Origin of the sequence: Sorangium sp. So ce385, assembly GCF_051474135.1 — a bacterium.
GTDB lineage: Bacteria > Myxococcota_A > Polyangia > Polyangiales > Polyangiaceae > Sorangium > Sorangium cellulosum_D.
Map to the genome: position 1 here is coordinate 7,639,514 of NZ_CP150337.1, position 22,625 is coordinate 7,662,138.

A 22,625-nucleotide genomic window follows, 5' to 3' on the forward strand; every position below is an offset into this window, starting at 1 on the left:
TCAAGGGGTTTTGGCGCGCCGCCCGGCGCCCTCAGCGCTTGAGCCAGTGGCCGTACGGCGGCGGGAGGACGCGGCTCGGCTGCTCCACGCCGAGCTTCTTCGCCGCGTGGTAGGCCCAGTGCGGGTCGTCGAGCAGGGCGTGGGCCAGCACGATGAGGTCCGCCTGGCCCTCTTTCAGGGCCGCCTCGGCCTGCTCCGGCTCGTTGATGAACCACCCCGCCGCGACCGGCACGCCCGCCTCCTTGCGGAGGCGTCCGGCGTACGGGAGCAGGAAGCCGGGGCCCCAGGGGATCTTGGAGACATCGGGGACCACGAACCCGTGGCTCGCGTCGAGCAGATCGAGGCCGGACGCCTTGAGCCGCTTCGTCAGCTCGATCGACTCCTCGATCGTGACCCCGCCGTCCACCCAGTCCGTGATCGAGAGCCGGACGGTGAGCGGCAGGCGCTCCGGCCAGACGCTCCGCACCGCCTCGAACGTCTCGATCAGGAAGCGGATCCGGTTCTCGAACGCCCCGCCGTACTCGTCGGTGCGCGCGTTCGAGAGCGGCGAGTAGAAGCTGTGCGCCAGGTAGCCGTGCGCGAAGTGCAGCTCGAGCCACTCGTAGCCCGCCTCGACGGCCCGGCGCGCGGCGGCGACGAAGGCGCCCTTCACGCGGTCGATGTCTGCCTTCGACATCTCCCTGGGCACCTGGGGGAGGTACGCGCCGAACGGCTTCGCCGAGGGCGCCAGCGTCTCCCAGGCGCCTTCTTCCTTCGTGAGGTGGTCGTCGCCCTCCCACGGCCGGTTGGCGCTCGCCTTCCTCCCCGCGTGCGCGAGCTGGATGCCCGGCACCGCGCCCTGCTCCTTGACGAACGCGACGATCCGCCGGAGCGGCTCGATCTGACCGTCGTCCCACAGCCCGGCGTCGCGCGGGCTGATCCGGCCCTCCGGGGACACCGCCGTGGCCTCGGCGATGGCGAGGCCGACTCCGCCTCTCGCCATCGAGCCCAGATGGACGAGGTGCCAGTCGGTCGCATGGCCGTTCACGGAGGAGTACTGGCACATGGGAGAGACGACAACGCGGTTGCGCAGCGTAACGTCCTTCAAGCGAAAGGGCTCGAACAAGCTCGCCACAGAAGACCTCCTTGCAAGAGGCGCGCAGCGTTGCAGCCCGGACGCTCGAGCGCAAGCGGAGGGGTCCTCCGGCCGTGGCGCCGCGGCCTCCGTGCGAGGCGCACGAGCCGACTGTCTCACCGTTGGCACACGTGAGACACTTCGAGACAGACGTGAGACACCACGGCCGCGATGTTCCCCCGGCGGCGGGCCGCGATTTGCGCGCGAGCTGTGCCAGATCTCGCTGGCACGGAGGCTGCTCATGAGGGGCGAAGACAGGCGCGACGATGGAGCGCCGCTCCCCGAAGGACGCGCCTCGGGGAGCCGAGACAGAAGAGCCCTGAAGGTGGCCTGGGCGGTGGCGTCAGGGGTGTCCTCCCCTGGCGGCGCCTGCGCGCCAGGCTGCCGCGCGACCGCCGCGCCGGCGGCCGCATGTGGGCTCGAACAAGCACGACGCGGAGGTTCTGATGCGCCACACGGGACTGGCTTTCTTGCTCATGGTGATTGGACTCGTCGGCTGCAAGGCGGAGGGCGACGGCGACGTCGGGGAGACGCAGGATCCGCAAACGAAGCAGGAGTGCGGCGGCTTCCTCGGGACCAGCTGTCCCGACGGGCTCGAGTGCGTCGACGACCCGAGCGACGATTGCGACCCGGAGCACGGCGGCGCCGACTGCATCGGTGTCTGCGTCGAGCCGAAGCCCGTCATGTGCGGCGGCTTCGCGGGCTTCCCCTGCCCCGACGGGCTCGAGTGCGTCGACGACCCGAGCGACGACTGCGACCCGGAGCACGGCGGCGCCGACTGCGCCGGCGTCTGCGTCGAGCCCAAGCCCGCCATGTGCGGCGGCTTCGCGGGCCTCCCCTGCCCCGACGGGCTCGAGTGCGTCGACGACCCGAGCGACGACTGCGACCCGGAGCACGGCGGCGCCGACTGCGCCGGCGTCTGCGTCGAGCCCAAGCCCGCCATGTGCGGCGGCTTCGCGGGCCTCCCCTGCCCCGACGGCCTCGAGTGCGTCGACGACCCGAGCGACGACTGCGACCCGGAGCACGGCGGCGCCGACTGCGCCGGTGTCTGCGTCGAGCCCAAGCCCGCACCCGTCATGTGCGGCGGTATCGCGGGCTTCCCCTGCCCCGACGGGCTCGAGTGCGTCGACGACCCGGCCGACGACTGCGACCCCAAGCACGGCGGCGCCGACTGCGCCGGCGTCTGCGTCGAGCCCAAGCCCATCATGTGCGGCGGCATCGCGGGCTTCTCCTGCCCCGACGGGCTCGAGTGCGTCGACGACCCGAGCGACGACTGCGATACGGCCACCGGCAGCGCCGACTGCGCCGGCATCTGCGTGGCGCGTTGATCCGGCGCGCGCCCCCGGTCGCGCCACAGCCGCCCTGACACGGCACGAAGGTACGCGCTGCCCGTGTACAGACATCCTCGCCGACGCCCTCGCGCCTGCCCGAACGGCGGAGCGAGCTAGACCCGCCCCTCCCAGTCGATCCGGTACGCGTACGCGCGCTGCTGAGCGGCCGCGCCGAGCCGCAGGAACAGCGGCAGCGCCCGGTCGCGGAGCCACTCCGCCACCGGCCCGGAGACGGCCTTGCGGCTGCCGTTCCGGCGCGCCTGCCGGACGATCGCCTCGACGCGCGGCCGCCGGAGGCGCTCGAACGCCGCGAACGCCGGCTCCGGGTCGGGCTCGTCCCGGAGACACCTCGCGAGGAGCATCCCGTCCTCCATGGCGAGCGAGGCGCCCTGGCCGGCGTGCGGGGTCGCCGCGTGCGCCGCGTCCCCGATCAGGCAAACCCGGCCGGCGTGCCAGCGCGGCATCGTCAGGATGTCGTGCAGCAGCCACGGCCCGAGGACCTCCGGGGTCGCGCGCACCACGTCCGCGATCCAGCCCGGATCGCCCTGGTGCAGCGCGAGGATGCGCTCGCGGAGCGCGTCCGGCGGCGCGGCGTCGCCGTGCGCCGGAGCGGGCTCGCCGCTGTTGTGGAACCACCACACCTCGCCGCCGGGCGCCGCGAATGCGCCGAAGAACGCGCGCCGGCCGAACACCATCACGTTCCAGCCAGGCTCGAGCGGCGCGCCGGGGCAACGCGCGAAGCCGCCGAAGTCGATGAGCCCGGTGTAGCGCGGCTCGGGCGCGCCGGGCAGCGCCCGCGCCCGCGTGCGCGAGCGGAACCCGTCGCACCCGAGGAGGACGTCGCCGCGCGCCTCGCCGCCGCCGCTGAAGCGCGCGACGACCTCGCGCGGATCCGAGGCGTCCACGTCCTCGAGCCGCGCGCCGTACCGGATCGCGACGCCGCGCCGGGCCGCCTCCTCCGCGAGCGCGGCGTGCAGCGCCCCGCGGCGGATCATGACGAGCCCCGCGCCGAAGCGGCGCGGCGCCTCCCGTTGATCGATCACCCCGACGCGCCGGCCGCGCGCGTTCTCGAACCGGAGGCCCGCGCACGGCGCGCCGAGCGCCTCCACCGCGCCCGCGATGCCGAGCTCCGAGAGCACGTTCATCCCGTTCGGCGCGATGCCCAGGAACGCGCCCTCCTGCTCCGCAGGCGCCTCGCGCGCCTCGAAGATCGTCACCTCCACGCCGATGCGCCGCAGGAACATCCCGAGCACCGGGCCCGCGATGCCTCCGCCGATCACGATCGCCCGCCGCACGCCTCGCTTCGTCATCTCACCACCTCCACCCTGTCCGCCGGTCGAGCCACGCAAGCTCGATGTCCGATGTCCGGGCCAGCATGCGTGTGACAGGCATTCATTGCCAGTGATGGTTCGTGATGCTAATCGTCACGGATCGTGAACTTACCGGCGCTCGATCTCAACCTCCTGCTGGTGCTCCACGCGGTGCTCGAGGAGCGGAGCGCGGCGCGCGCGGCGCGGCGGCTCCACGTCACGCCGTCGGCCGTGAGCAACTCGCTCGCGCGGCTGCGCGCGCAGCTCGGCGACCCGCTCGTCGTCCGGAGCGGGCGCGGCCTGGTCGCGACGCCCCGCGCGCAGCGGATGATTCCGCGGCTCCGGGCGGCGTTCGGCGAGCTCTCCGGCGCGATCGAGGGCGACCGCGCGTTCGACCCGAAGACGACCTCGCGCGCGTTCGCGATCGCCTGCTCCGACCTCGATCAGATATGCAGCCTGCCGGCCATCGCGCGGGCCTTCGCGGCGGAGATGCCGCGCGCGGTCCTCCGCGTCGCGAGCGTCGACCACCTCGAGGCGGCCGGGGGGCTCGCCGGCGGCGAGATCGACGCGGCGATCGCGCCTGCTCACCCGCTGCCGCCCGGCCACCACGCCGCGGACCTCTACGAGCAGGACAGCGTCTTCGTGGTCCGCCGCGGCCACCCGTGCGCCCGCGGCCCGATGACGCGCGAGGTGTTCAATGCGATGCGCCACATCGACATCCACGTCGCGCTCGGGCGGGGCGGCATCGGCAACCGGGCCGCCCGCGAGCAGCTCGCGGCGCACGGGCTGCGCCGCGAGATCGCCATGACGGTCCCGAGCTTCTCCGCCGCCGCGGTCGCGGCCGCGAATACCGATCTCATCGCCGGCATGCCTCGCCGCCTGGCCGAGGCGCTCGCCCGCCTCGCCCCGCTCGCGATCATCGAGCCGCCGATGCCGGGGTTCTCTTCGAGGATCCAGCTCGTCTGGCACGAGAGGACCCACGAGGACGAAGGCGCGCGCTGCTTCCGCGAGATCGTCATCTCCGCCTTGGGTGAGCCCACGCCCCCGCGCGCGCACCCGCGCCCCCGGGCGGGGCGCTCGCAGGAGGGGGCAGCCTCCCGCGCCCGGCGCGAGCAGAAAGGTGGGAAGACGGGGAGGCGGGTCAATCCCTCTTCCTGACTTCCCACCTTCTGTGATCCGTTCGATGAACGGCAGGCTGCCTGGGGGCCGGGCCGCTCGTCGGAGCGCAGACACCGACGTCGAGCGCCACCGTAGGCCCCTGTGAGCGCAAGTCCGCAGCTGGCGCTCTGCGGGAGGCGCGCTGTCCGGCATTTCCTGAATCCCAACTTCGCGGTACGCTCCGGGCATGCCCCGGTCCCTGGCCCCAGCGCGTCGCCCGAGAGGAGCACCGACGCATCTGGGACACAGAGGCGGCACGGAGGTGCTCGATCGTGTTCCAGCCATCCTCGTTCGATCCCCAGCCCGATTCCCAGAGAAGAGACGGCGCGCGCGCCGCGGCCGCGCTCGCTGACCGACCCGCAGACTCCCGCCCAGCCTCCTCGCGCCGCGCCGGGCGGCTGCGAGGCCGCCTCGTCGGCGGGCGTTACCGGCTCGAGCACCCGCTCGGGCGCGGCGCCATGGGCGAGGTCTGGCGCGCGCACGACTGCGTCCGGCGCGCCGATGTCGCGCTGAAGTTCCTCGTGGTCGCGCGGAGCGGCCGGAACCTCGACGCGATCGAGCGGTTCCGCCTGGAGGCGCGGGTCGCGGCGCGGCTCGGGCAGAGGACCGGCGGCGTCGTCGCCGTCCACGACGCCGGGGAAGACCCGGCGGCAGGGCCGTACCTCGTCATGGAGTACGTGCGCGGCAGGTCGCTGCGGCAGCTGCTGGACGAGCGGGGAAAGATGCCGGCCGTCGAGCTCACGGCGCTGCTGCGGCAGCTCGGAGAGGCGCTGTCGGTGGCGCACGGGCTCGGCATCGTGCACCGGGACATCAAGCCGTCGAACATCCTGCTCGTCGACGGGAGCGACGGGCACCTACGCACCAAGATCACCGATTTCGGGATCGCCAAATGGGTCGGCCAGGATCGGCCGACCGACTTCCGCCGCCGGACCGCGGACGGGGTGGTGCTCGGGACGCCCGCGTACCTGAGCCCGGAGCACACGTGCGACGGGCTGGCGGGCCCGCAGCTCGACCTGTGGTCGCTCGCGGTCGTCGCGCACGAGGCGCTGACCGGGCAGCAGCCGTTCCCGGGCCGCAACCTGGCCGCCGTGCTCGCCTCCATCCTGGTCGGCGCGCGGCCCCCGGTGACCACGCTGTGCCCGGAGGCGCCGCCCGCCCTGGAGGCGTGGTTCGCGCGCGCGTTCGCGATCAGCCCGTCGGAGCGGTTCCCGAGCGTCGAGGCGATGATCGGCGCCTTCGCGGCCGCGGCCGGTGCGCCTGCGGCGTCGACCGCTGCGTCGCGGGCGCGGCCAAGGCGCCTGCGACTCGCGGCGGCCGGCGCCGCAGCGGCGCTCGGGGCGGCGCTCGCCGCGGGCCTCCTGTGGGAAGGGACTGGGGCCGCCGGCGCGCGCGGCAGCGTGGAGGAGGCCCTCCGCGCCGCCGGGCGGGCGGTCCACGCGGCGCAGGCCGCGACGGCGCGCCTCCTGGAACGGCGGGGCGCAGATCCCTGATCGCGCGCCGCAGTGACGGGGCACCGCCCTTACGGTGCGCCGCCTCCCCGGCCGGTCGCCGGGGCCTCCCCGGCCGGTCGCCGGCTCAGCCGAGGAGCGGCCGGAACTCGTCGGGGAGGACGCGCCGCGCGGCGGCGCTCCGGAGCGCGTCGCGGCATGCGTCGCACGCCGGGGCGTGCTCGCGGAAGCTGTCCGTGAGGCCGTCCACGCGGAAGATGCCGGCGGCCGCAGCCTCGGTGTCCGGATGAACATGGAACTCCACCGGCACGCCGAGCGCATAGAGCGGCGCGCCGTCCCGCCGCAGCGCATAGAGCGTGAAGGGCGTGTCGTCGCGCGACCGCCACCCGTCGATGGAGTAGAGACAGGGCGCCTCCCCCGCGGCGCCCGCGTGCCGGCGGAGAAAGCACAGGTCGCCCGCGTACGAGACGAGCTCGTCGAGGTCGGTCGCCACCGAGACGGGGATCGCGCGCTCGAGCCACCGCTCGAGGGCGAGCCACACGGCCGCGAGGACCTTCGGGTCGGAAGCGGCGTGCTCGTCCACCACGAACGCGACGTCGGGGTCGCTCGCCTCCGAGGGGCCGCGCACGCCGTAGAGCGACGCGAGGGCCGAGAGCGCGACCTCGGCGTCGAGCGGCGCGCCGGCGCGCTCCGCGTCGCACGCGGCCGCGAACGCCGCGGCGTCGATCTGGGTCGCGAGCCCGGCGCGGCGCAGGCGCTCGAGCGCGTCCTCGGGGCGCAGGAGGGTCGTCATGGGGTCAGCTCGTCCATCGATGTCATCCGGCCGATGCCGCCGCGGGTCCTCGACTCACCCCGGGGCGGCCTCGCTTGATGATGCCTTATCCGGCCGCGAAAAGAGAACCCCCGCTCGGAGCCGGCGCCGCCGGGCCCCGAGGCCCCGGCGGACGCGCCGGCAGCCGGCCCGCTCAGGGCTGCAGATCTCTGCAGTGGATCTTCAGCGTCCGGATCTTCCCCTCGACCTCGTCGAACCGCAGCGCCAGCCCCGTCATGACACTCTGGGCCGGGCAGCTCAGGCTCACCTTGCTCCCGGCGTACCCGAACGCCCAGCTCGTGACGGAATACGAGCCGAGGGCGAGGGCTGTAGCATTCCAGTTCAGCGGAGCGTACACGATGCGCACGTCCTTCACGTAGTCGTTGTCACCGTCCACCTTGAGATCCAAGCCGATCGGATAGTTGTCGTTCACGACGTCGAGCTGGAACACCCCGGTGCGGAAGAGAGGGGCCTCGAAGATATTGCTCGTCGCGAACCCGCCCGTCCGCGGAAGCGCGGGATCCGTGAGGTCGAACTCCCGGCACTCGCCGGTCATCCTCGCGACGAACTCGTCAGGATCGGCGATGGCTTCCTGATGCACGTTGATGCCAGTCAACATATATCCATCACCATGATCTTCGTAACAGTGGATATGCTTCCAGGCCGAGAGGTTGGCGTTCAGGCCCGAGCTCCAGAGATCGATCGACGGGGTGGAGCTGACGATCCAGCTCTCCGCGAGGGGCGGGGCATCCACCGCGAGATCCGGGGCAGCCGCATCGACGGCGCAGCCGGCAGCGGACAGGGCGAAGAGCGCGAATGCAGAGCGAGCGATGGGCATGACGATGTCTCCTCAGCTATCGTGTTGTCGAGGCCGAGGCGCCCGGCCGCCCGGCGGGCCAGGATGGCCCGGTCGCGGCGGCGCCTCGCGGCGGGGCGCCATCGCAAGCGCCTTGCCAGCGCGCGGGGGACGCGACGCCGCGACATCCGCTGAAAGCCACGAGGCAGCCACCGCGAGCCTCTTTGACGTCTCCGGACGCCGAAAACCTGCGAGACGACGCGCGCACGAGGGCCGCGCGCCCCTCGCCGCGCTGCGACACGGCAGCGCCGCGCTGGCGTCCCTTCTGCCGCACGCGGGCTGTCCCCCTGTCACATCGCCGCTGTCACACCGTCCCCTGTCACACCCCTTGTGGCAGGGACGATGTGACAGCGGGCTCCCTCACCACCCGGCGGCGCTCAGGGCGACGCCGCGCTCGCGCGAAGCCGCGCGGGGCGGCCACCGCGCAGGCACCGCCCCAGACGACGCCGCTCAGGGCGAGACCCGGCGCAGCCCGCCGCCCGCGGCCGTAAAGGGCGGGCGCTCGCGCGCCTCGGCGAGCCCCCCGGCGAACGCGTCGGTCACGAACACGCCGGCCCCGGTCGGCCCCGGCGCCCAGCGGCGCAGCGCCTCGGGCGCGGCCGCGTGCAGCAAGAGGCGCGGGAGGACCTCGGCGCTCGCGCCGGCCCGCGCGCCGAGCTCCGCCCAGAGCTCGAGGACCCACCCGAGCGCCCGAGCCGGCGCGCGCTCGTACGACGCGGGCAGCGTCGCGAGCAGCGCGTCGGCGCTCTCGATCTCGAGCGTCGCCCCGATCCGGAAGAGCGCCGCGCGCGCCGCCTGGAGCAGGCGCTCCACGTCGGCGAGCGCGTCGTCGCCGGCGTCGTCCGGCGCGGCCAGCCGGGCCTCGACGAGCAGCGCGGTGCTCGGCCCGAGCGGCGCGCCGACGCCGCCGGGCGCCGCCGCGCCCCCGGTGGCCGGCGCGGCGACCGCCCCGCGCAAGGCCGCGAGCAGCTCGGGGACGCTCGCGTACCGGTCCGCCGGCTCCTTCGCGAGGCAGCGGCGCACCACGGCGTCGAACGCGGCCGACACCGGCGCGCGCTCGCTCGGGCGGGGCGGCGGCGCGCGCAGGTGCATCTCCTCGGTCTCGACCGCATCGGCGCCCTGGAACGGCAGCTCGGCCGTCACGAGCTGGTAGGCGAGCAGGCCGACGGCGTAGATGTCCGTGCGCGCGTCCACCGCGCCGCCGAGGATCTGCTCCGGCGCCATCGTGAGCGGCGTGCCGAGGATCACGCTGCTGCTCCGCTCGCCCCGCGCGCCGGGCGCAGGGTGGAGGAGCTTGGCGATGCCGAAATCGACGAGCTTGACGCCGCGCGCGCCGCCCCCGCCGGCGGCAGGGCGGATCATGACGTTCTGGGCCTTCACGTCGCGGTGCACGACGCCGATCGCGTGCGCGGCCGCGAGCGCGCCGCAGACCTCCTCGAGCAGCGCGACCGCCTCGGCCGGGGAGAGGGCGCCCCGCGCGCGCAGCTCGTCCGCGAGGGTCCGGCCGTCGACCCACTCCATCGCGATGTACGGCCGGCCGTCGTCGAGCGCGCCGACGCCGCGGACCTCGACGATCGACGGGTGCCTGAGCCGCGCGAGCACCTCGGCCTCCTGCTGGAAGCGCCGGAGCATCGCCGGCAAGAGCGACAGCTCGCGGCGGAGCACCTTCAGCGCGACCGCCGCGCCGCCCCCGATCGGCCAGGCGCGGTGCACGACGCCGAAGCCGCCCGCGAGGCGCACCTCGTCGAGCAGGTAGCCCCCGACCACCGCGCCCGCGGGGAGCGCGCCGCCCGCGACGGTCGTCTGCAGCTCCTCCGGACGGCCGGAGATGACGGCGGTCGCTTCGGGTTCAAGGGCGAGCTCGGCAGGCGTCAGCACGGCAACCTACCCCAGTATACTCGCGCCCCATGCGCTGCCCCGAGTGCCATCGCCGCCTCGCCGCGCGGGCCGGCGCCGCGTGCCCGGGGCATCCGCTGGCGAGGCCGCCGGCGCGCGCCGCGGCCGAGGCGGTCGATCCGGAGCCGCCCCCGCGCGTGCCCGGGTTCCGCGTCGAACAGATGCTCGGGCAGGGCGGGTTCGCGCGCGTCTACGCGGCGACGCGCGAGGGCGACGGCCGCGCGGTGGCGCTCAAGGTGGCGCGGCGGCAGGACGACGGCCGGATCGCGCGCGAGGCCGCGGCGCTCGCCCGCCTCGCGCCCCCGGCGGCGCCCGCGCTGCTCGGCCGCGGCCGCGCCGCCGACCTGCGCCCGTTCCTCGCGCTGGAGCGGCTCGCGGGCAGCTCGCTCGCGTCGCGCCTCGCGGACCTGCCGGGCGCGGGCGCGACGCCGCCCGACGAGGCGGCCGGGCTCGCGCGCGCGATCGCGGCGGCCCTCGACGCGGTGCACGACGCGGGCCTCGTGCACCGCGATCTCAAGCCCGAGAACGTGTGGCTGCGGCCCGGGGGAGAGGTCGCGCTGATCGACTTCGGCCTCGCGGCGCCGGCGCGCGGCGCGGACGACGCCGATGGCGCGACGGGCGCGCTCGGCCCGGACCTGACGCGCACCGGCGCGATCCTCGGGACGGCGGCGTACATGGCGCCGGAGCAGTGCCTCGGCGCGGGCGGCGTGGGCCCGCGGGCGGACGTCTACGCGCTCGGCGCGGTGCTCTTCGAGCTGCTCACCGGCCGGCCGCCGTTCGTGGGCGAGGCGGCGGAGGTGCGGCAGGCCCACGTGGCGCGCCGGCCGGATCCGCCCTCGTCGTTCGCGCGGCTCCCGCCGGCCGTCGACGAGGTCGTCCTCCGCTGCCTGGCGAAAGACCCCGAGGCCCGTCCGGCCCGCGCGGGCGACGTGGCGCGCGCGCTCGCGGCGGCGCTGGAGGCGCGCGCGGCGCCGTGCGGCGGGCGCACGATCTTCTCGGGCGTGCACGCAACCGGCTCCGACGCGCGCGCAACCGGCTCCGACGCGCGCGCAACCGGCTCCGACGCGCGCGCCCCCTCGCCCGCCCAGCGCCGTCCCGTGGCGCTGGTCGCCCTGCGCACGCGCGAGCGCACAGGCGCGGTCGCCGCCGACGTCGCGCGCGCGGAAGGCGGCATCCTGGCGCGGTTCCGCGGGGAGCACACGGTGCTCGCCTTCCCCGCCGCCGCGGACCCCGGCGAGGGGGTGCGCGCGGCGGTGCGCGCGGCCCGGCGCCTCGTCGCCGCCGGCCTGGCGGAGCCATCCCTCGTGGTCCACCTGGCGCCGCTCCGGGTGCGCGAGGGCGCGCACGGCGTCACGCTCGCAGGCACCGCGCTGGAGACCGCGGAGGCGTGGGGGGCCGGCCCGGAGCACGCCGGCGCCACGCCGCCGGCGATCCTCACGCCCGAAGCGCAGCGCGCGCTCGCCGAAGGCCCGCACGGCGCGCACCCAGCCCCCCACGCCGCGCTCGCCGACCCGCGCGACGCGCTTCCCGGCGAGCCCGCCGAACCCCCCCTGCGCGGCCGCGACGCGGCCCTCGCCGCGGCCCTCGCCGCCGCGACCGAGGCGCTCGCCGGCGGCGGGCCAGCGCTCGTCACCGTGCTCGGCGCGGAGGGGCACGGCAAGACCCGCTTCCTCGGCGCGCTCGCGGCCGCGCTCCGCCAGGGCGGCGCGATCGTGCACGCCGCCGCCGCGCCCGGGCCGGAAGCGGCCGAGCGCGGCGCGACCCTCGTCGCGCTGCTCCGGGCGGCCCTCGGCCTCCCGGAGAGCGGCGCGCTCGACGCGACCGTCGGCGCGGCGCTCGCACGCCGCCTTGGCGCGCCGGAGGCCGCCCGCGCGTGGCCGGCCGTGGGGCTCGCCTTCGGGTGGCTCACCGGCCGGCATCCCGCGGCCGCGCCCCTGCTGGAGGCGGCGGGCGCGCGCCGCCACGCCGAGGCCCGGGCGCTCGCGGCCGCCCTCGCCGCCGCCGCGCCGCTCGCGCTGCTGCTCGACGACGCCGACCGCGCGGACGCGGCCGCGCTCGACGCGCTCGAGCTGGCCACCGCGGAGGGCAGCCCGGCGCGCCTCGCGATCGTGCTCGCGGCCCGGCCCTCGATCGCGTCGCTCCGCCCGGGGCTGGGCGAGCGCGCCGCCCGCCGCCTCGCGCTCGACCTCGGGCCCCTCGACGCCGACGCCGCGGGCGCGGTGCTCCAGGACCACCTGCGGCCGGTGGAGTTCGTCCCGCGCGCCGTGCTCGATCACCTGCGCGCGCTCTCGCGCGGCGTCCCGCGCGATCTCGTGGAGGTCGCCTGCGCCCTGCGCGTCGGCGGCGCGATCCGGCGCGCCCGGGGCGGCGAGGGCTGGACCCTCGCGCCGGACGAGCTGCTCTCGCTCTCCGCCGCGCCGCTCGGCGAGCGCCTCGCCGCGCGCGCGCTCGCGGCGCTGCCGCCGCCGCTCGTGGACCTGCTCGAGCGCGCGGCGGTCCTCGGCGACGACCTCTCCCCGGCCGAGCTCGAGGCCGCGCTCGACGCCCCGGGCGCGCCCCCGCCGGTCGGCGCGCTGGACCCCGGCGTCGGCCTCGCGCGCCTCGCCCGGGCCGGCGTGCTCGTCGCGCTGCCGGCGTCGCCGCCGCGGTATGCCTTCCGGCACCCGCTGCTGCGCGAGGCCGTCGAGGCGCGCATCCCGCCCGCCCGCCGCCGCGCGCTGCACGCCGCCGTCCTCCGGCGCCTCGCCGGCGCGCCGCTCGCCGCGGGGTCGCGCGCCCGGATCGCTCGCCACGCCGCGGCGGCGGGCGAGGCGGCCGCCGCGGCGGCGGCGCACGCCGAGCTCGCGGAGGAGGCGCTCGCCCGGCACGACGTCGTCGAGGCCGAGCAGCGCTTCACCGCGGCCCTGCGCCTCTTCGACGGCGGCGACGCCGCGGCCCGCGGCCGGGCGCTCGCGGGCCGCGGCCGGGCGCGCTACCGCCTGCAGCGCTTCGGCGAGTCGCTCGCCGATCTGCGCGCCGCCCGGGCGCTCGCCGAGGCCGCGGGCGACCGCGGCCGCGCGGCCGAGCTCCTGCTCGAGGAGGCGACCGCGCTCGACTGGCTCGAGGACTTCCCCGCCTCGGCGGCGGCCGCGGCGCGCGCGGCGGAGCTCTGCGCGGGCCTCGGGGACGCGCGCCTCGACGCGCGCTGCCTGCTCGCGAGCGGCCGCTCGGACTGCCGCGGCCAGCGCGTCGACGACGGGATCCCCAAGCTGGAGCGGGCCGCCCGCGGCGCGCTCGCCCTCGGCGACCACGAGGCGCACGTCATCGCGCGGCTGTTGCTCGTCGGCGCGCTCTCGGTGGCCGGCCGCCTCGACGAGGCCGAGCGCCACGGCGAGACCGTCACCCGGGCCTGCCTGCGCGCCGGCGACGTCTTCCACCTCTGCACCGCGTACATCAACCGGCTCTTCATGTGGGTGAAGCGGCGCGACGAAGGCCGCGCGCTCGAGGACCAGCGGGAGGCGGTCCGCCTCGCGCGCGAGCTCGGCCACGCCCAGCTCGAGCGCATGGCCACGCTGAACCTGTCCGAGCTGCGCTACTGGATGGGCGCGCTGGACGAGGCCCTCCCCCTCGCGCGCCGGTGCCTCGACCTCCAGCGGCGCTACGTCAACCAGCGCCCTTCGCCGGACGACGCCCTGCTCCTCGCCCGCATCCAGCTCGCCCGCGGCGAGCACGAGGAGGCGGCCCGGCACCTGGCCGAGGCCCGCGCGAGCCTCCCCGAATCCGAGCTGACCCCCTGTGCCCGGACGCTGGCATGCCTGGTGCAACAGACCCTGGACGACCGGGCAGCCGGTCGGTTCGACGCAGCGGGGTGGCGCGCGCTCGTGGAGGAGGCGCGGCGCACCGCGATCCTTCATGAGCACGCGGAGGCGTTGCACGGCGCGGTCCTCTCGGCCCTCCGGGCGGGCGCCGCCGGCGATGCGCTCGTGTTCCTGGAGGAGGCGAGGTCGATCTCGGCGGGGTTCTGGGAGCGGCGCTTCGACGAGCTCGAGCGCGCGCTCCTCGCGCTGAGGGCGAACGTCGGCGCGTGAACCGGTCAGCCGGCTTGCCCGAGCGCAGAAAGGAACCTGACCGCGTGAAGATCTACCGGACTCCTGGGTTGTTCGTGTTCTGTCTCGGGCTCTCGATCGCCGGCGCCGGCGCGGGCTGCGTCGTCGGCGAAGGCGCAGCCTCCTTCGACGCGCCGCCGGTCTCGGTGCGGGCGGCCGGCACCGGGTCGTCCACCACCGGGCCGGCCACCACCGGGCCGGCCACCACCGGGCCGGCCGGCGACCTGGTGGGGACGTGGATCGACGCGGTGCAGGGCGTGTACGGCAACGGCCTCTCCGCCGCGGCGCTCACCCGCAACGCGCTGATCACGAACGTCCGGGCCAACCCCGTCATGGTGACCGTCCCGCTCGCGACCGAGAGCTACGCCGACGAGGGCGGCGAGCCCGAGCTCCGCTTCCAGCTCCGCCACGAGCCCACGCGCGAGGTGATGCGCTATCTCGTCTCCTGCGCCCTGGACGAGGGACAGAGCGTCTCGTACACCGACACGTCGACCGGCGAGGAATACACGTTTCCCGGCGAGATCGGGATATGCCCCCAGTGGGCCGAGGGCGGGATCGGGCCGAAGTGCCGGCAGCTCCTCACGGCGTGCATGCTGTCGCGGGTGAACGCCCTGGGCCGCCATGTCACCCTCTCGATGCGAGGCCAGGCGTTCCAGGAGGATCGGCCGGAGCTCCTCACGCCGGCATCGTCCGTGCGCGTGGTGACCGTCACCGAGGACGGCGAGCCCATCCCGAGCTTCGCGCGGTGCACGACCGAGACCTCGGGCGCATCACGCGACTGCGGCTGGACGGCCGGGCACATCGGGACCTGCACCCCGGGCTCGTACGTGTACATCGGCGTCGGCGGCGAGCCGCTGGGCGACTGCGAGGCCGACCCGTCGAGCGCCGCGGGGCTGCCAGAAGGCGACACGGTGGTCCGCGTCTGCAGCGGCATCCGCGGCTGCGACAGCGGCTCACCCGACCACCTCGAGCCGAGCGAGGTGCGCTGCAGCGGCCGCAGCGAGCCGGCGCTCCACTTCAGATGCCCTGTCAGCGGCCATTTCAGCGTCATGAACGCCCCGCGGACGAGCGGGGGCGGCGGCGCCCCGGGGCTGGGGAAGGTCCTGGGCCCGGCGCTCCAGAAGCACAAGCGTTTCAGCGTCACGAGCCACGTGCAGCCGGTCCCACCGCCGCCGCCCGGCGCCATCTCCATCATCGAGGCGTCGTTCAAGCCCGCGGAGTACCCCGCGCCGGAGGCGCGCGTCTTCCGCTGGCGCGAGGGCGCGTTCTACGGGAGCTTCTGGGGGAACAAACCGCTCCATCACCGGCTCGAGGAGGGGATGAACGAGGTGACGGAAGACGGCGAGTTCCATGGCGCTCCTGGCTCCGGGGAGTCCATCTTTCGACACGCCTTCGCCTGCACGGGCGAATACTGGACCGAGCAAGCTGCCTACGTGGAGGCCCGCCTCTGCGCCGGCGCCGGGGAGGACAAGGACTGCGTCGCGACCTCGGTCGGCGCCTGCGGCGATGCGCATTCCTTCACGGACTGTCCGCCGCTCGACCAATGCTCCGTCGCCGACGGGGGGCGCGTGGAGGGGGACGGCGATTTCCAGCAGTGCAAGGGTATCGCCGGTGGCATATGGCGCCATCCGATCACGGTCTATCTCAACCACCCGTCGGACGTCATCCGGGAATCGCCGATTGCGCGGATGGTCGCCGGCGCGCCGTACGTCAACGCGCCGCTCTGCCCTGGCACGGAGGACGCGCCGTAAAGCGCTCAGCCGTCCCGGTAGTCCGCGGGCTCGATGCCGTAGCGCGCGATCCAGCGGTGGATCTGCGTCCGCCCCTTGCCCATCGCCCTCGCCACCGCGCTGATGTTGCCCCGGTGCTCGCGGAGGAGGCGGATCAGCGCCTCGCGCCGCGCCCCGTCCTCCGCGGCGGGCCGCGGCCGCTCGCTCGGCGGGGCCTCGGGCCTCGAGGCCTCGGGCGGGAGGCTGCCGCGCGAGACGACGACGGGCGGCGGCAGGTGATCGAGCTCCACCCTGCCGCTGCCCGCGAGCACGATCGCGGTCGCCAGGCACTTCTCCAGCTCCCGGACGTTGAGCCGCCACTCGCGCAGGAGGAGCACGCGCGCCGCCTCGCAGCTCAGCGAGATCTCCCCCGCCCGGTCCGGGGCGGCGCGGCGGAGCAGGGCGGCGATCAGCAGGCCGAGGTCCTCCCGGCGCTTTCGCAGGGGCGGCAGCTCGAGCACGAAGCCCGACAGGCGCGCGAAGAGATCGCCGCGGAAGTCGCCGCGCTCCACCATCGCCGGGAGGTCGCGGTGCGTGGCCACGACCACGCGCAGGTCGACCTTCACCGGGCGCGTCGCGCCGACGGCGACGACCTCCGACTCCTGGAGCACGCGCAGGAACGCGGTCTGCGACGCCGCGGGCAGGTCGCCGATCTCGTCGAGGAAGAGCGTGCCCCGATCGGCGGCGCGGATGAGGCCCGGCCGGTCCTCGGCGGCGCCCGAGAAGGCGCCCTTCTTGTGGCCGAACAGCTCGGACTCGATGAGGCTCGCGGGCAGCGCGCCGCAGTTGATGGCGACGAACGGGCCGGGCCGGCCCGAGAGCGCGTGGATGGCGCGCGAGACGACCTCCTTGCCGGTGCCGCTCTCGCCCTGCAGCACGACCGGGATGTTCGCCGGCGCGACGGCCCGGAGCGCGGCGAAGCGCTCGACCAGCGCCGGCGCGAAGGTGGCGAGCCCGAACGGCTGATCCGGCGCCGACGCCGCCTCGCAGAGCGCCTCGCCGGGCGCGGCGACCTCGCGGAACAGAAAGAACGTATGCCCGAGCTCGATCAGGTCCCCCTCGGAGAGGAGCGCGCTCCGCTGCGGCGCGCCGTTCACGAACGTGCCGTTCGTCGAGCCGAGATCCTCCAGGCGCAGCCGGCCGCCCTCGCGTGTGATCCGCGCGTGCCGCGACGACACCCAGCCGTCCTCGAGGCGCACGTCGAGCAGCGCCCGCTCCCCCTCGGTCCGCCGGTCGATCGAGCGCACCGGGCCCCGCCCGAACCGCACCTCGTCGACCCCGTCGAGCGGGAGCCGCGCGGGCGCATCCAGCGGCCGCTGGCACTGCAGGACGAGGAACAGGAACGGCCGCGGCTCGGCGCCCGAGCCGGCGCGCCGCTGGGTGCGGACCAGCGTGGTCGGCTCGTCGCGCGCCGCGCTCACGCGGCCCGCCCCGGGGAGGGCGCGGCCGGAGGAGGCGCCGGGAGTTCGACGTGAGCCTGCATGCTGCAGGCCCACGATCTACCACGCCCCGGCCGGCGGCGGCCGACGACGTGACCGCCGCCGCGCGCCGTCACGCCGGGCTCACGGCGACACGGCGGCTCGGCGCGATCAGCGGTAGGGCCCGTGCGGGCCGGGCGCCGCGAGCGCGGCGACGAGGGCGATGGCGCGCTCGATCCGGTCGCGCCCCGTCTCGAGCGCGCCGAACACCAGCGTGACGGCGGCCTCGTCGCCCAGGATCGCCGCCGGGCGGAGCGCGACGATCTCGCGCTGGAGCTCGTCGCCGAGGCGCCGCGCCAGCCGGTCCGGCGCCTCGGCCTGCACCTCGTAAGCGACGGAGAGGGGCTCGTCGCCGCGCGGGCGGGGCGCCCCCTTCGCCGCGGCGCGCCTGGCCCGGCGCCTCGCGGCGAACCGCTCCGAGGGGGACGCGGCGCGGGCGGCGCGCACCTGGGTGCCGAACGGTCCCTTCTTCCCATCCCGCCCGAACTCGACGGTCACGCGCCGGCCGCGGTGCTCGAGCTCGATGGTCACCTCGCCCTCGGACGAGATGGTGCCGGCGCCGGGCGAGAGGCGCCCGCCGAGCTCGTGCGCCAGCGCCCGCAGCTCCTTCGTGAGCGCCCGCCCGCGGCCGGCGAGGAGCGCGGCGGCGCGGATGGCGCTCGCGAGCCTCTCGGCGTCGTCCTCCAGCCCGGCGCGGACCGCGGTGAGCCGGTGCGACTCGAGCGTGACCTGGTAGTCCGTGGCCGCGCGGAGCGCCGCGCGCAGCTCCGGGGTGAGCCACCAGCGCGCGAGCGTCGCGCTGCTCGCCTTCACGACGAAGGCGCCGTCCTCTGCCCGATCGCCGACGTCCACCCGCCTCGCCCGGAAGGGCCCGCCGCTCGCGCCGCCGAGCCGCTGCTCGTTGACCCGGAGCCTGAGGCCCGACGGGTTCCGCGCGGTGCTCGTGATCCGCGTGCGGTAGCGCACGGCGAGCACGTCGCCGTGATCGATGTCGTGGTCGACGAGCAGCGCGACGTTCTCGAGCACGACGGAGATCTGCATCCGCGGGTCGCCCGACGGGCTCGGGCCCGACCTGAACTGCCCCCCGACGAGGGCCGCGGCGCGCTGCCAGACGGGCCGGGCGAGCCGCCATCGAACCTCGGCTGCCCGCCTCGCCTCCCCTCGCGCCCCCGCGAAGCACCTCGCGAGCCCCGCGATTCCCGAGAGGATCATCAGGAAGAAGACGGGCTCCATCCCCGGACATCCTATCCTCCCGGACGGGCGCGCGCCCCTGCGTGCGCGCCGCTCAGCCGCGCGAGCGTCCCCGCGGCATCAGGAAGCCGCTCGGGTCCCCCTCGCCGACCACCCCCGCCGCGTGCATCGAGCGCAGCGTTGCGATGATCTCCGGCGTGACGACCGGCCCGCCCGGCGCGTAGTACGGCGGCAGCGGCCGCAGCGGCTCCGGGAGGATCTCGGCGACCCGCGCGCCGATGGCCGCGCCCGACGCCGCGTGCCCCTCGCGCTCGGCCGCGTCGCGCAGCGCCCGCGCGAATTCCGCCGCCGTCGGCCAGCGCGCGTCGCGGTCGCGCTCGACCGCCCGCGCCACGGCGGCCGTGACCGCCGGCCCCACGCCCTCGCGCTCGCTCGAGAGCGGCGGCACCTCGCGCTCCAGCACGGCGTGCAGGATCGACAGCATGCTGCTGCCGATGAACAGCCGCCTGCCCGCCAGCACCTCCCACGCCACGACCCCGAGGGAGAACACGTCCGAGCGCCGATCCAGCGGCCGCGCGTGCGCCTGCTCGGGCGAGAGGTAGCTCAGCTTCCCCTTCACGGTCCCGGTCTTCGTCCGCGTCGTGCGGCGCAGGGCGTACGCGAGCCCGAGATCGCAGATGGACGCCCGCCCGTCCACGCCGACGAGGACGTTCGACGGCGAGATGTCCCGGTGGATCACCTGGAGCAGCTCCCCCGAGCTGTCGCGCGCCTCGTGCGCCGCGTGCAGCCCGTCGGCCGCCTGCGCGATGAGCTCGAGCGCGTCGCCGATCTCGATCATCTCCGGCGGCCGCGTGAGGTGCTTCAGGGTCACCCCCACCACGAGCTCCATCACGAGGTAGGGCGCGCCCCCGTCGTCGAGACCGCAATCGAGGATCGGCACGAAATTCGGGCTCGCGATGCGCGACGCGATGCCCGCCTCGTCGAAGAGCATCGCCGCATACCCCGATTCGGACCGCAGATCGGCGCGGATCCGCTTCACCGCGACGAGCGGCTCGCGCGGGGCAGCCGCGCCGCCCGCGCCCCCGTCGCCCAAGCCCGCCGCGCGGGCGCGACGGGCGATGAAGACCTCGGCCATGCCGCCCACGGCCAGCTGCAGCAGCAGCTCGTAGGGACCGACAGTGCCCAGACCAGACGACTCCATGCTCGATACTCTGGACGGCCAGGTATCACGTCAATGGAAATCCATCAACCCGGCCATTTTACGTTACGCGCCGCCGTCGCGTGACGCTTTGTCGCGCGTTGCGCGCTATTCCCCAGCTTCCCAGCTTCCCAGCTTCCCAGCTTCCCTGCCTCCCCCTGCTTCCCTGCCGCCCTCACGCCGGGCCGCGGGCGAGCGCCTCGCCGGCTTCGCGCTCGGGCTCGCCGCCCCGCTCGACGTGCTCGGCCAGGACCCGCTCGTCGGTCTCGCCCACCGAGCGCAGCCAGCGCGCGGCGGCGCGGTGGCCGGCGGCGCGATCGCCGTCGGTGAGCATCCCGTAGGCGGCGTCGCGCACGAGGCCGTGGCGGAACGTGAGCTCCTCGTGCCCCGGGTAGCGCGACACGCCCCGCCGGGCGACGAGCTCTTCCGAGAGCAGGCCCTTCAGCCAGCGATCGAGCGCCTCGGCCGACGTGCCGGCGCCGAGCAGCTGCCGCACCCCGTCGGGCCAGAAGCTGCCGCCGAACAGGCTCGCCGCGCGCAGCGTGCGCCTCGCCTCGGCCGGCAGCGCCTCGATCCGCGTGTGCATCAGCGCCACCACCGTGGGCGGCAGGTCGCTCCGGCCCTCGGCCCGCGCGCGCATCAGCTCCTCGAGGAAGAACGGGTGGCCGTCCGCGTGCTCGACGAGCCGCGCCACCTCGGACGGCGCGAGCTCGTCGCCGAACACGCTGCGGACGAGCCGCTCGGCCGCCCGCGGGCTCAGCGCGCCGAGCTTGATGTGCTGCACGCCGCGCGCCGCCCACAGCCCGGGGAACGTCTCCATCACGCTGTGGCGCGCGAAGCCGAGCACGAGCAGCGGGCGATCCGCGAGCGAGAGGAGCGCCTCGTCCAGCACCGACACCGAGGCGTGATCGCTCCAGTGCATGTCCTCGAGCACCGCCACGACCGGCCCCTCGGCGCACCGCGCGGCGAGCCAGTCGAGCACGGCGCGGCGCGCCTGCTCGCCGAGGAAGACCGCGTCCCCCCGCGCGGCGTCGAGCTCGGGGTCCGGATCGTCGAACGGCGTGCCCGCGATCTCGCCGAGGAAGAACGCGATGCGCCGCGCCTCCGCGGCCGGCACGGCGCGCGCCACGTGCTCGCGGATCTTGCCGCGCCGCGCCTCGATCGCCTCGCCGGGCAGGCATCCCGCGGCCGCGAGGACGATCTCGCCCAGCATGCCGAACGGCGCCCCCGCGCCGATCGGGTCGCCGCGCGCCACGTAGACCGACGCGCGCGCGTCGGCCTCGCGCACCGCGCGGACGAGCTCGCAGCGCAGGCGCGTCTTGCCGATGCCCGCCTCGCCGAGCACCAGCGCGGCGCGCGCCACGGGCTCGTCGGCGCTCTGCTCGTAGAGGCCGCGCAGCATCGCGAGCTCGCGGTCGCGCCCGACGAACGCGGTAACGCGGCCGAGGAGCGTGCGCTCCGGCTCCGTGCCGTCGCGCTCGCCCGTCAGCAGGAACGAGGGGCCGTCGCCGATCACCTCGAAGCGCGGGGCCGCGAGCCCCGCCGTGACCTCGTCGATGCGCACGTCGGCCCCGGCCTCGCGCAGGCAGGCGACCGCGCGGTCGATCACGTCGCCCGCGGGCAGGCGCTCGCCCACCTGCGCCCGGCCGGTGGCGAGCGCGACCGGGCGCCCGGGCAGGCGCGCCTTCATCGCGAGGGCGCACTGCGCGGCGCGCGCCGCGAGGTCGAAGGCGACCATCGTGCCCGAGCCGCCGCGGCCGGTGAACGCCTCGTCGGTCTGCGAGGACAGGAGCACCATCCGCGTGCCGCCCGCGAGCCGCACCCGATCGCCGCCGAACGCCTCGGCGACGTCCGCGACGACGCGCTCGACGCCTCGATCGCTCGCCGGCTCGGGGTCCGCGGCGCCCAGGTCGACGAGGACGACGCTGATGAGCCGCCGCTCGTCGCCCGTGACCGACGCCGGCGCGCCGTCCCCGCCCTCGCCGGGCGCGTGCGCGAGCTGGGCGCGCGTCTCCGCGAGCGCGGCCGCGGCCGCGCGGCCGTCCGCGGGGCGGGCGGACGGGTCCTTCGCCAGGAGGCGCGCGACGAGCTCGTCGATGGCGGGCGGCACGTCGGGGCGCCGATCGGCGAGGCGCGGCGCCTCCTCGAGGAGGATGCGGCACATCTCGGCGAGCGGGTCGTCGGCCGCGAAGGGGCGCTGCCCGGCGAGGCTCTCGAAGAGCAGCACCCCGAGCGCGAAGACGTCGGCGCGCGCGTCGACCTCGGCGTCGCCGCGCGCCTGCTCGGGCGCGACGTAGCCGAGCGAGCCGACGAGCGAGCTGGCCTCCGTGACGAGGGTGGTCGACGCCGCCGCCCGCGCGACGCCGAAGTCGAGCAGGACGACGCCGTCGACCCTGCCGTCGCGGAGGAGCACGTTGCTCGGCTTGAGGTCGCGGTGGGTGATCCCGAGCGCGTGCACGGCGGCGAGCGCGTCGGCGATCTGGTGGGCGACGAGCAGCGCGTCGGCGACGGGGAGCGGCCCCTCGCCGAGGCGCGCGTCGAGCGTGACGCCGTCGAGCCACTCCATCGCGAGCCACAGGGCGCCGTCGTCGCTCGTGCCGTGGGCGATGTGCTGGACGATGAGCGGGTGCTGCACGGCCTCGAGCAGGCGCGCCTCGCGCCGGAAGCGGGCCGCGAGCTCCGGGGGCGCGACCTTGAGCGCCACGGGCCGGCCGGTGAGCTGGTCGGTCGCCCGGTAGACCGTGCCCATCCCGCCGGCGCCGGCAAGGCGGTGCACCTCGAACCGGCCTGCGACCAGCGTGCCCTCGCGCATATGGCGAGAGCTTATCCGAGAGCCCCTGCCACGTCCGCGGCCTACGCGCTCGGTGGTGACGGTTCGGGGTGTTTGTTGTACGCTGTGCGCGTAGACGCCCGGAGGACCGCGCTTCGCGCACAGGACGCCTTCTCGGGTCGGCGGCTCGGCTGAGTGGAGAGGCACCCC

General features: G+C 76.0%; 14 protein-coding genes. 5 read left to right on the forward strand and 9 right to left on the reverse strand.

Annotated features, from left to right (window positions below; genetic code table 11):
* Positions 1-31: 31 nt before the first annotated feature.
* Positions 32-1,114 carry an NADH:flavin oxidoreductase/NADH oxidase gene (locus WME83_RS27690; RefSeq protein WP_437312695.1) on the reverse strand — a complete coding sequence of 361 codons (1,083 nt, stop codon included), beginning with the start codon at positions 1,112-1,114 and terminating at the stop codon, positions 32-34.
* A gap of 446 nt (positions 1,115-1,560) precedes the next feature.
* Between WME83_RS27690 and WME83_RS27695 the strand changes: the two genes are divergently transcribed.
* Positions 1,561-2,442, forward strand: coding sequence for a hypothetical protein (locus WME83_RS27695; protein WP_437312696.1), 882 nt, complete (start codon positions 1,561-1,563; stop codon positions 2,440-2,442).
* Positions 2,443-2,558: 116 nt separating this feature from the next.
* Here the strand turns inward: WME83_RS27695 and WME83_RS27700 are convergent, their stop codons facing one another.
* The gene (locus WME83_RS27700; RefSeq protein WP_437312697.1) at positions 2,559-3,755 is read right to left on the reverse strand and encodes an FAD-dependent oxidoreductase; all 1,197 of its coding nucleotides are present in this window, start codon (positions 3,753-3,755) and stop codon (positions 2,559-2,561) included.
* A gap of 123 nt (positions 3,756-3,878) precedes the next feature.
* Here WME83_RS27700 and WME83_RS27705 point away from each other — a divergent pair, with 123 nt between their 5' ends.
* Together WME83_RS27705 and WME83_RS27710 are read left to right on the forward strand one after the other, a co-directional pair.
* On the forward strand, positions 3,879-4,913 hold the full coding sequence (locus WME83_RS27705; protein WP_437312698.1) for a LysR family transcriptional regulator: 1,035 nt from the start codon (positions 3,879-3,881) through the stop codon (positions 4,911-4,913).
* A 458-nt stretch (positions 4,914-5,371) separates the two neighbouring features.
* The gene (locus WME83_RS27710; RefSeq protein ID WP_437312699.1) at positions 5,372-6,403 is read left to right on the forward strand and encodes a serine/threonine-protein kinase; all 1,032 of its coding nucleotides are present in this window, start codon (positions 5,372-5,374) and stop codon (positions 6,401-6,403) included.
* A gap of 85 nt (positions 6,404-6,488) precedes the next feature.
* Here the strand turns inward: WME83_RS27710 and WME83_RS27715 are convergent, their stop codons facing one another.
* The 3 genes from WME83_RS27715 to WME83_RS27725 all read right to left on the reverse strand — a co-directional run bounded on the left by WME83_RS27715 (position 6,489) and on the right by WME83_RS27725 (position 9,906).
* Positions 6,489-7,154 (reverse strand): hypothetical protein, encoded by a 666-nt coding sequence (locus tag WME83_RS27715; protein ID WP_437312700.1) that lies wholly within the window; start codon positions 7,152-7,154, stop codon positions 6,489-6,491.
* Positions 7,155-7,326: 172 nt separating this feature from the next.
* The gene (locus WME83_RS27720; RefSeq protein WP_437312701.1) at positions 7,327-8,010 is read right to left on the reverse strand and encodes a hypothetical protein; all 684 of its coding nucleotides are present in this window, start codon (positions 8,008-8,010) and stop codon (positions 7,327-7,329) included.
* Positions 8,011-8,478: 468 nt separating this feature from the next.
* Complete coding sequence (locus WME83_RS27725; protein ID WP_437312702.1) at positions 8,479-9,906, reverse strand: serine/threonine-protein kinase; 1,428 nt, start codon at positions 9,904-9,906, stop codon at positions 8,479-8,481.
* A 29-nt stretch (positions 9,907-9,935) separates the two neighbouring features.
* On the opposite strand from WME83_RS27725, the gene WME83_RS27730 reads away from it, so the two are divergent.
* Both WME83_RS27730 and WME83_RS27735 read left to right on the forward strand, forming a co-directional pair.
* Entirely contained in the window at positions 9,936-13,991 is a 4,056-nt protein-coding gene (locus WME83_RS27730; RefSeq protein WP_437312703.1) for a protein kinase domain-containing protein, read from the forward strand.
* A gap of 44 nt (positions 13,992-14,035) precedes the next feature.
* A complete protein-coding gene (locus WME83_RS27735) occupies positions 14,036-15,760 on the forward strand; it encodes a hypothetical protein (protein WP_437312704.1) in 1,725 nt (574 codons plus the stop codon).
* Between the two features lie 5 nt (positions 15,761-15,765).
* On the opposite strand, the gene WME83_RS27740 is transcribed toward WME83_RS27735, so the two are convergent.
* From WME83_RS27740 to WME83_RS27755, 4 genes are all read right to left on the reverse strand, one after another.
* The gene (locus WME83_RS27740) at positions 15,766-17,199 is read right to left on the reverse strand and encodes a sigma 54-interacting transcriptional regulator (protein WP_437312705.1); all 1,434 of its coding nucleotides are present in this window, start codon (positions 17,197-17,199) and stop codon (positions 15,766-15,768) included.
* A gap of 168 nt (positions 17,200-17,367) precedes the next feature.
* A complete protein-coding gene (locus tag WME83_RS27745) occupies positions 17,368-18,489 on the reverse strand; it encodes a hypothetical protein (RefSeq protein ID WP_437312706.1) in 1,122 nt (373 codons plus the stop codon).
* Between the two features lie 52 nt (positions 18,490-18,541).
* The gene (locus WME83_RS27750) at positions 18,542-19,648 is read right to left on the reverse strand and encodes a serine/threonine-protein kinase (RefSeq protein WP_437312707.1); all 1,107 of its coding nucleotides are present in this window, start codon (positions 19,646-19,648) and stop codon (positions 18,542-18,544) included.
* A 172-nt stretch (positions 19,649-19,820) separates the two neighbouring features.
* Positions 19,821-22,457, reverse strand: coding sequence for a protein kinase domain-containing protein (locus WME83_RS27755; RefSeq protein WP_437312708.1), 2,637 nt, complete (start codon positions 22,455-22,457; stop codon positions 19,821-19,823).
* Between the last annotated feature and the right edge of the window lie 168 nt (positions 22,458-22,625).

What these genes read in the sequence shown, in the direction of transcription:
- WME83_RS27695 (WP_437312696.1), top strand. Translation starts at nt 1,561, where the DNA reads ATGCGCCACACGGGACTGGCTTTCTTGCTCATGGTGATTGGACTCGTC.
- WME83_RS27700 (WP_437312697.1), bottom strand. Translation starts at nt 3,755, where the DNA reads ATGACGAAGCGAGGCGTGCGGCGGGCGATCGTGATCGGCGGAGGCATC.
- WME83_RS27710 (WP_437312699.1), top strand. Translation starts at nt 5,372, where the DNA reads ATGGGCGAGGTCTGGCGCGCGCACGACTGCGTCCGGCGCGCCGATGTC.
- WME83_RS27715 (WP_437312700.1), bottom strand. Translation starts at nt 7,154, where the DNA reads ATGACGACCCTCCTGCGCCCCGAGGACGCGCTCGAGCGCCTGCGCCGC.
- WME83_RS27720 (WP_437312701.1), bottom strand. Translation starts at nt 8,010, where the DNA reads ATGCCCATCGCTCGCTCTGCATTCGCGCTCTTCGCCCTGTCCGCTGCC.
- WME83_RS27730 (WP_437312703.1), top strand. Translation starts at nt 9,936, where the DNA reads ATGCGCTGCCCCGAGTGCCATCGCCGCCTCGCCGCGCGGGCCGGCGCC.
- WME83_RS27745 (WP_437312706.1), bottom strand. Translation starts at nt 18,489, where the DNA reads ATGGAGCCCGTCTTCTTCCTGATGATCCTCTCGGGAATCGCGGGGCTC.
- WME83_RS27750 (WP_437312707.1), bottom strand. Translation starts at nt 19,648, where the DNA reads ATGGAGTCGTCTGGTCTGGGCACTGTCGGTCCCTACGAGCTGCTGCTG.
- WME83_RS27755 (WP_437312708.1), bottom strand. Translation starts at nt 22,457, where the DNA reads ATGCGCGAGGGCACGCTGGTCGCAGGCCGGTTCGAGGTGCACCGCCTT.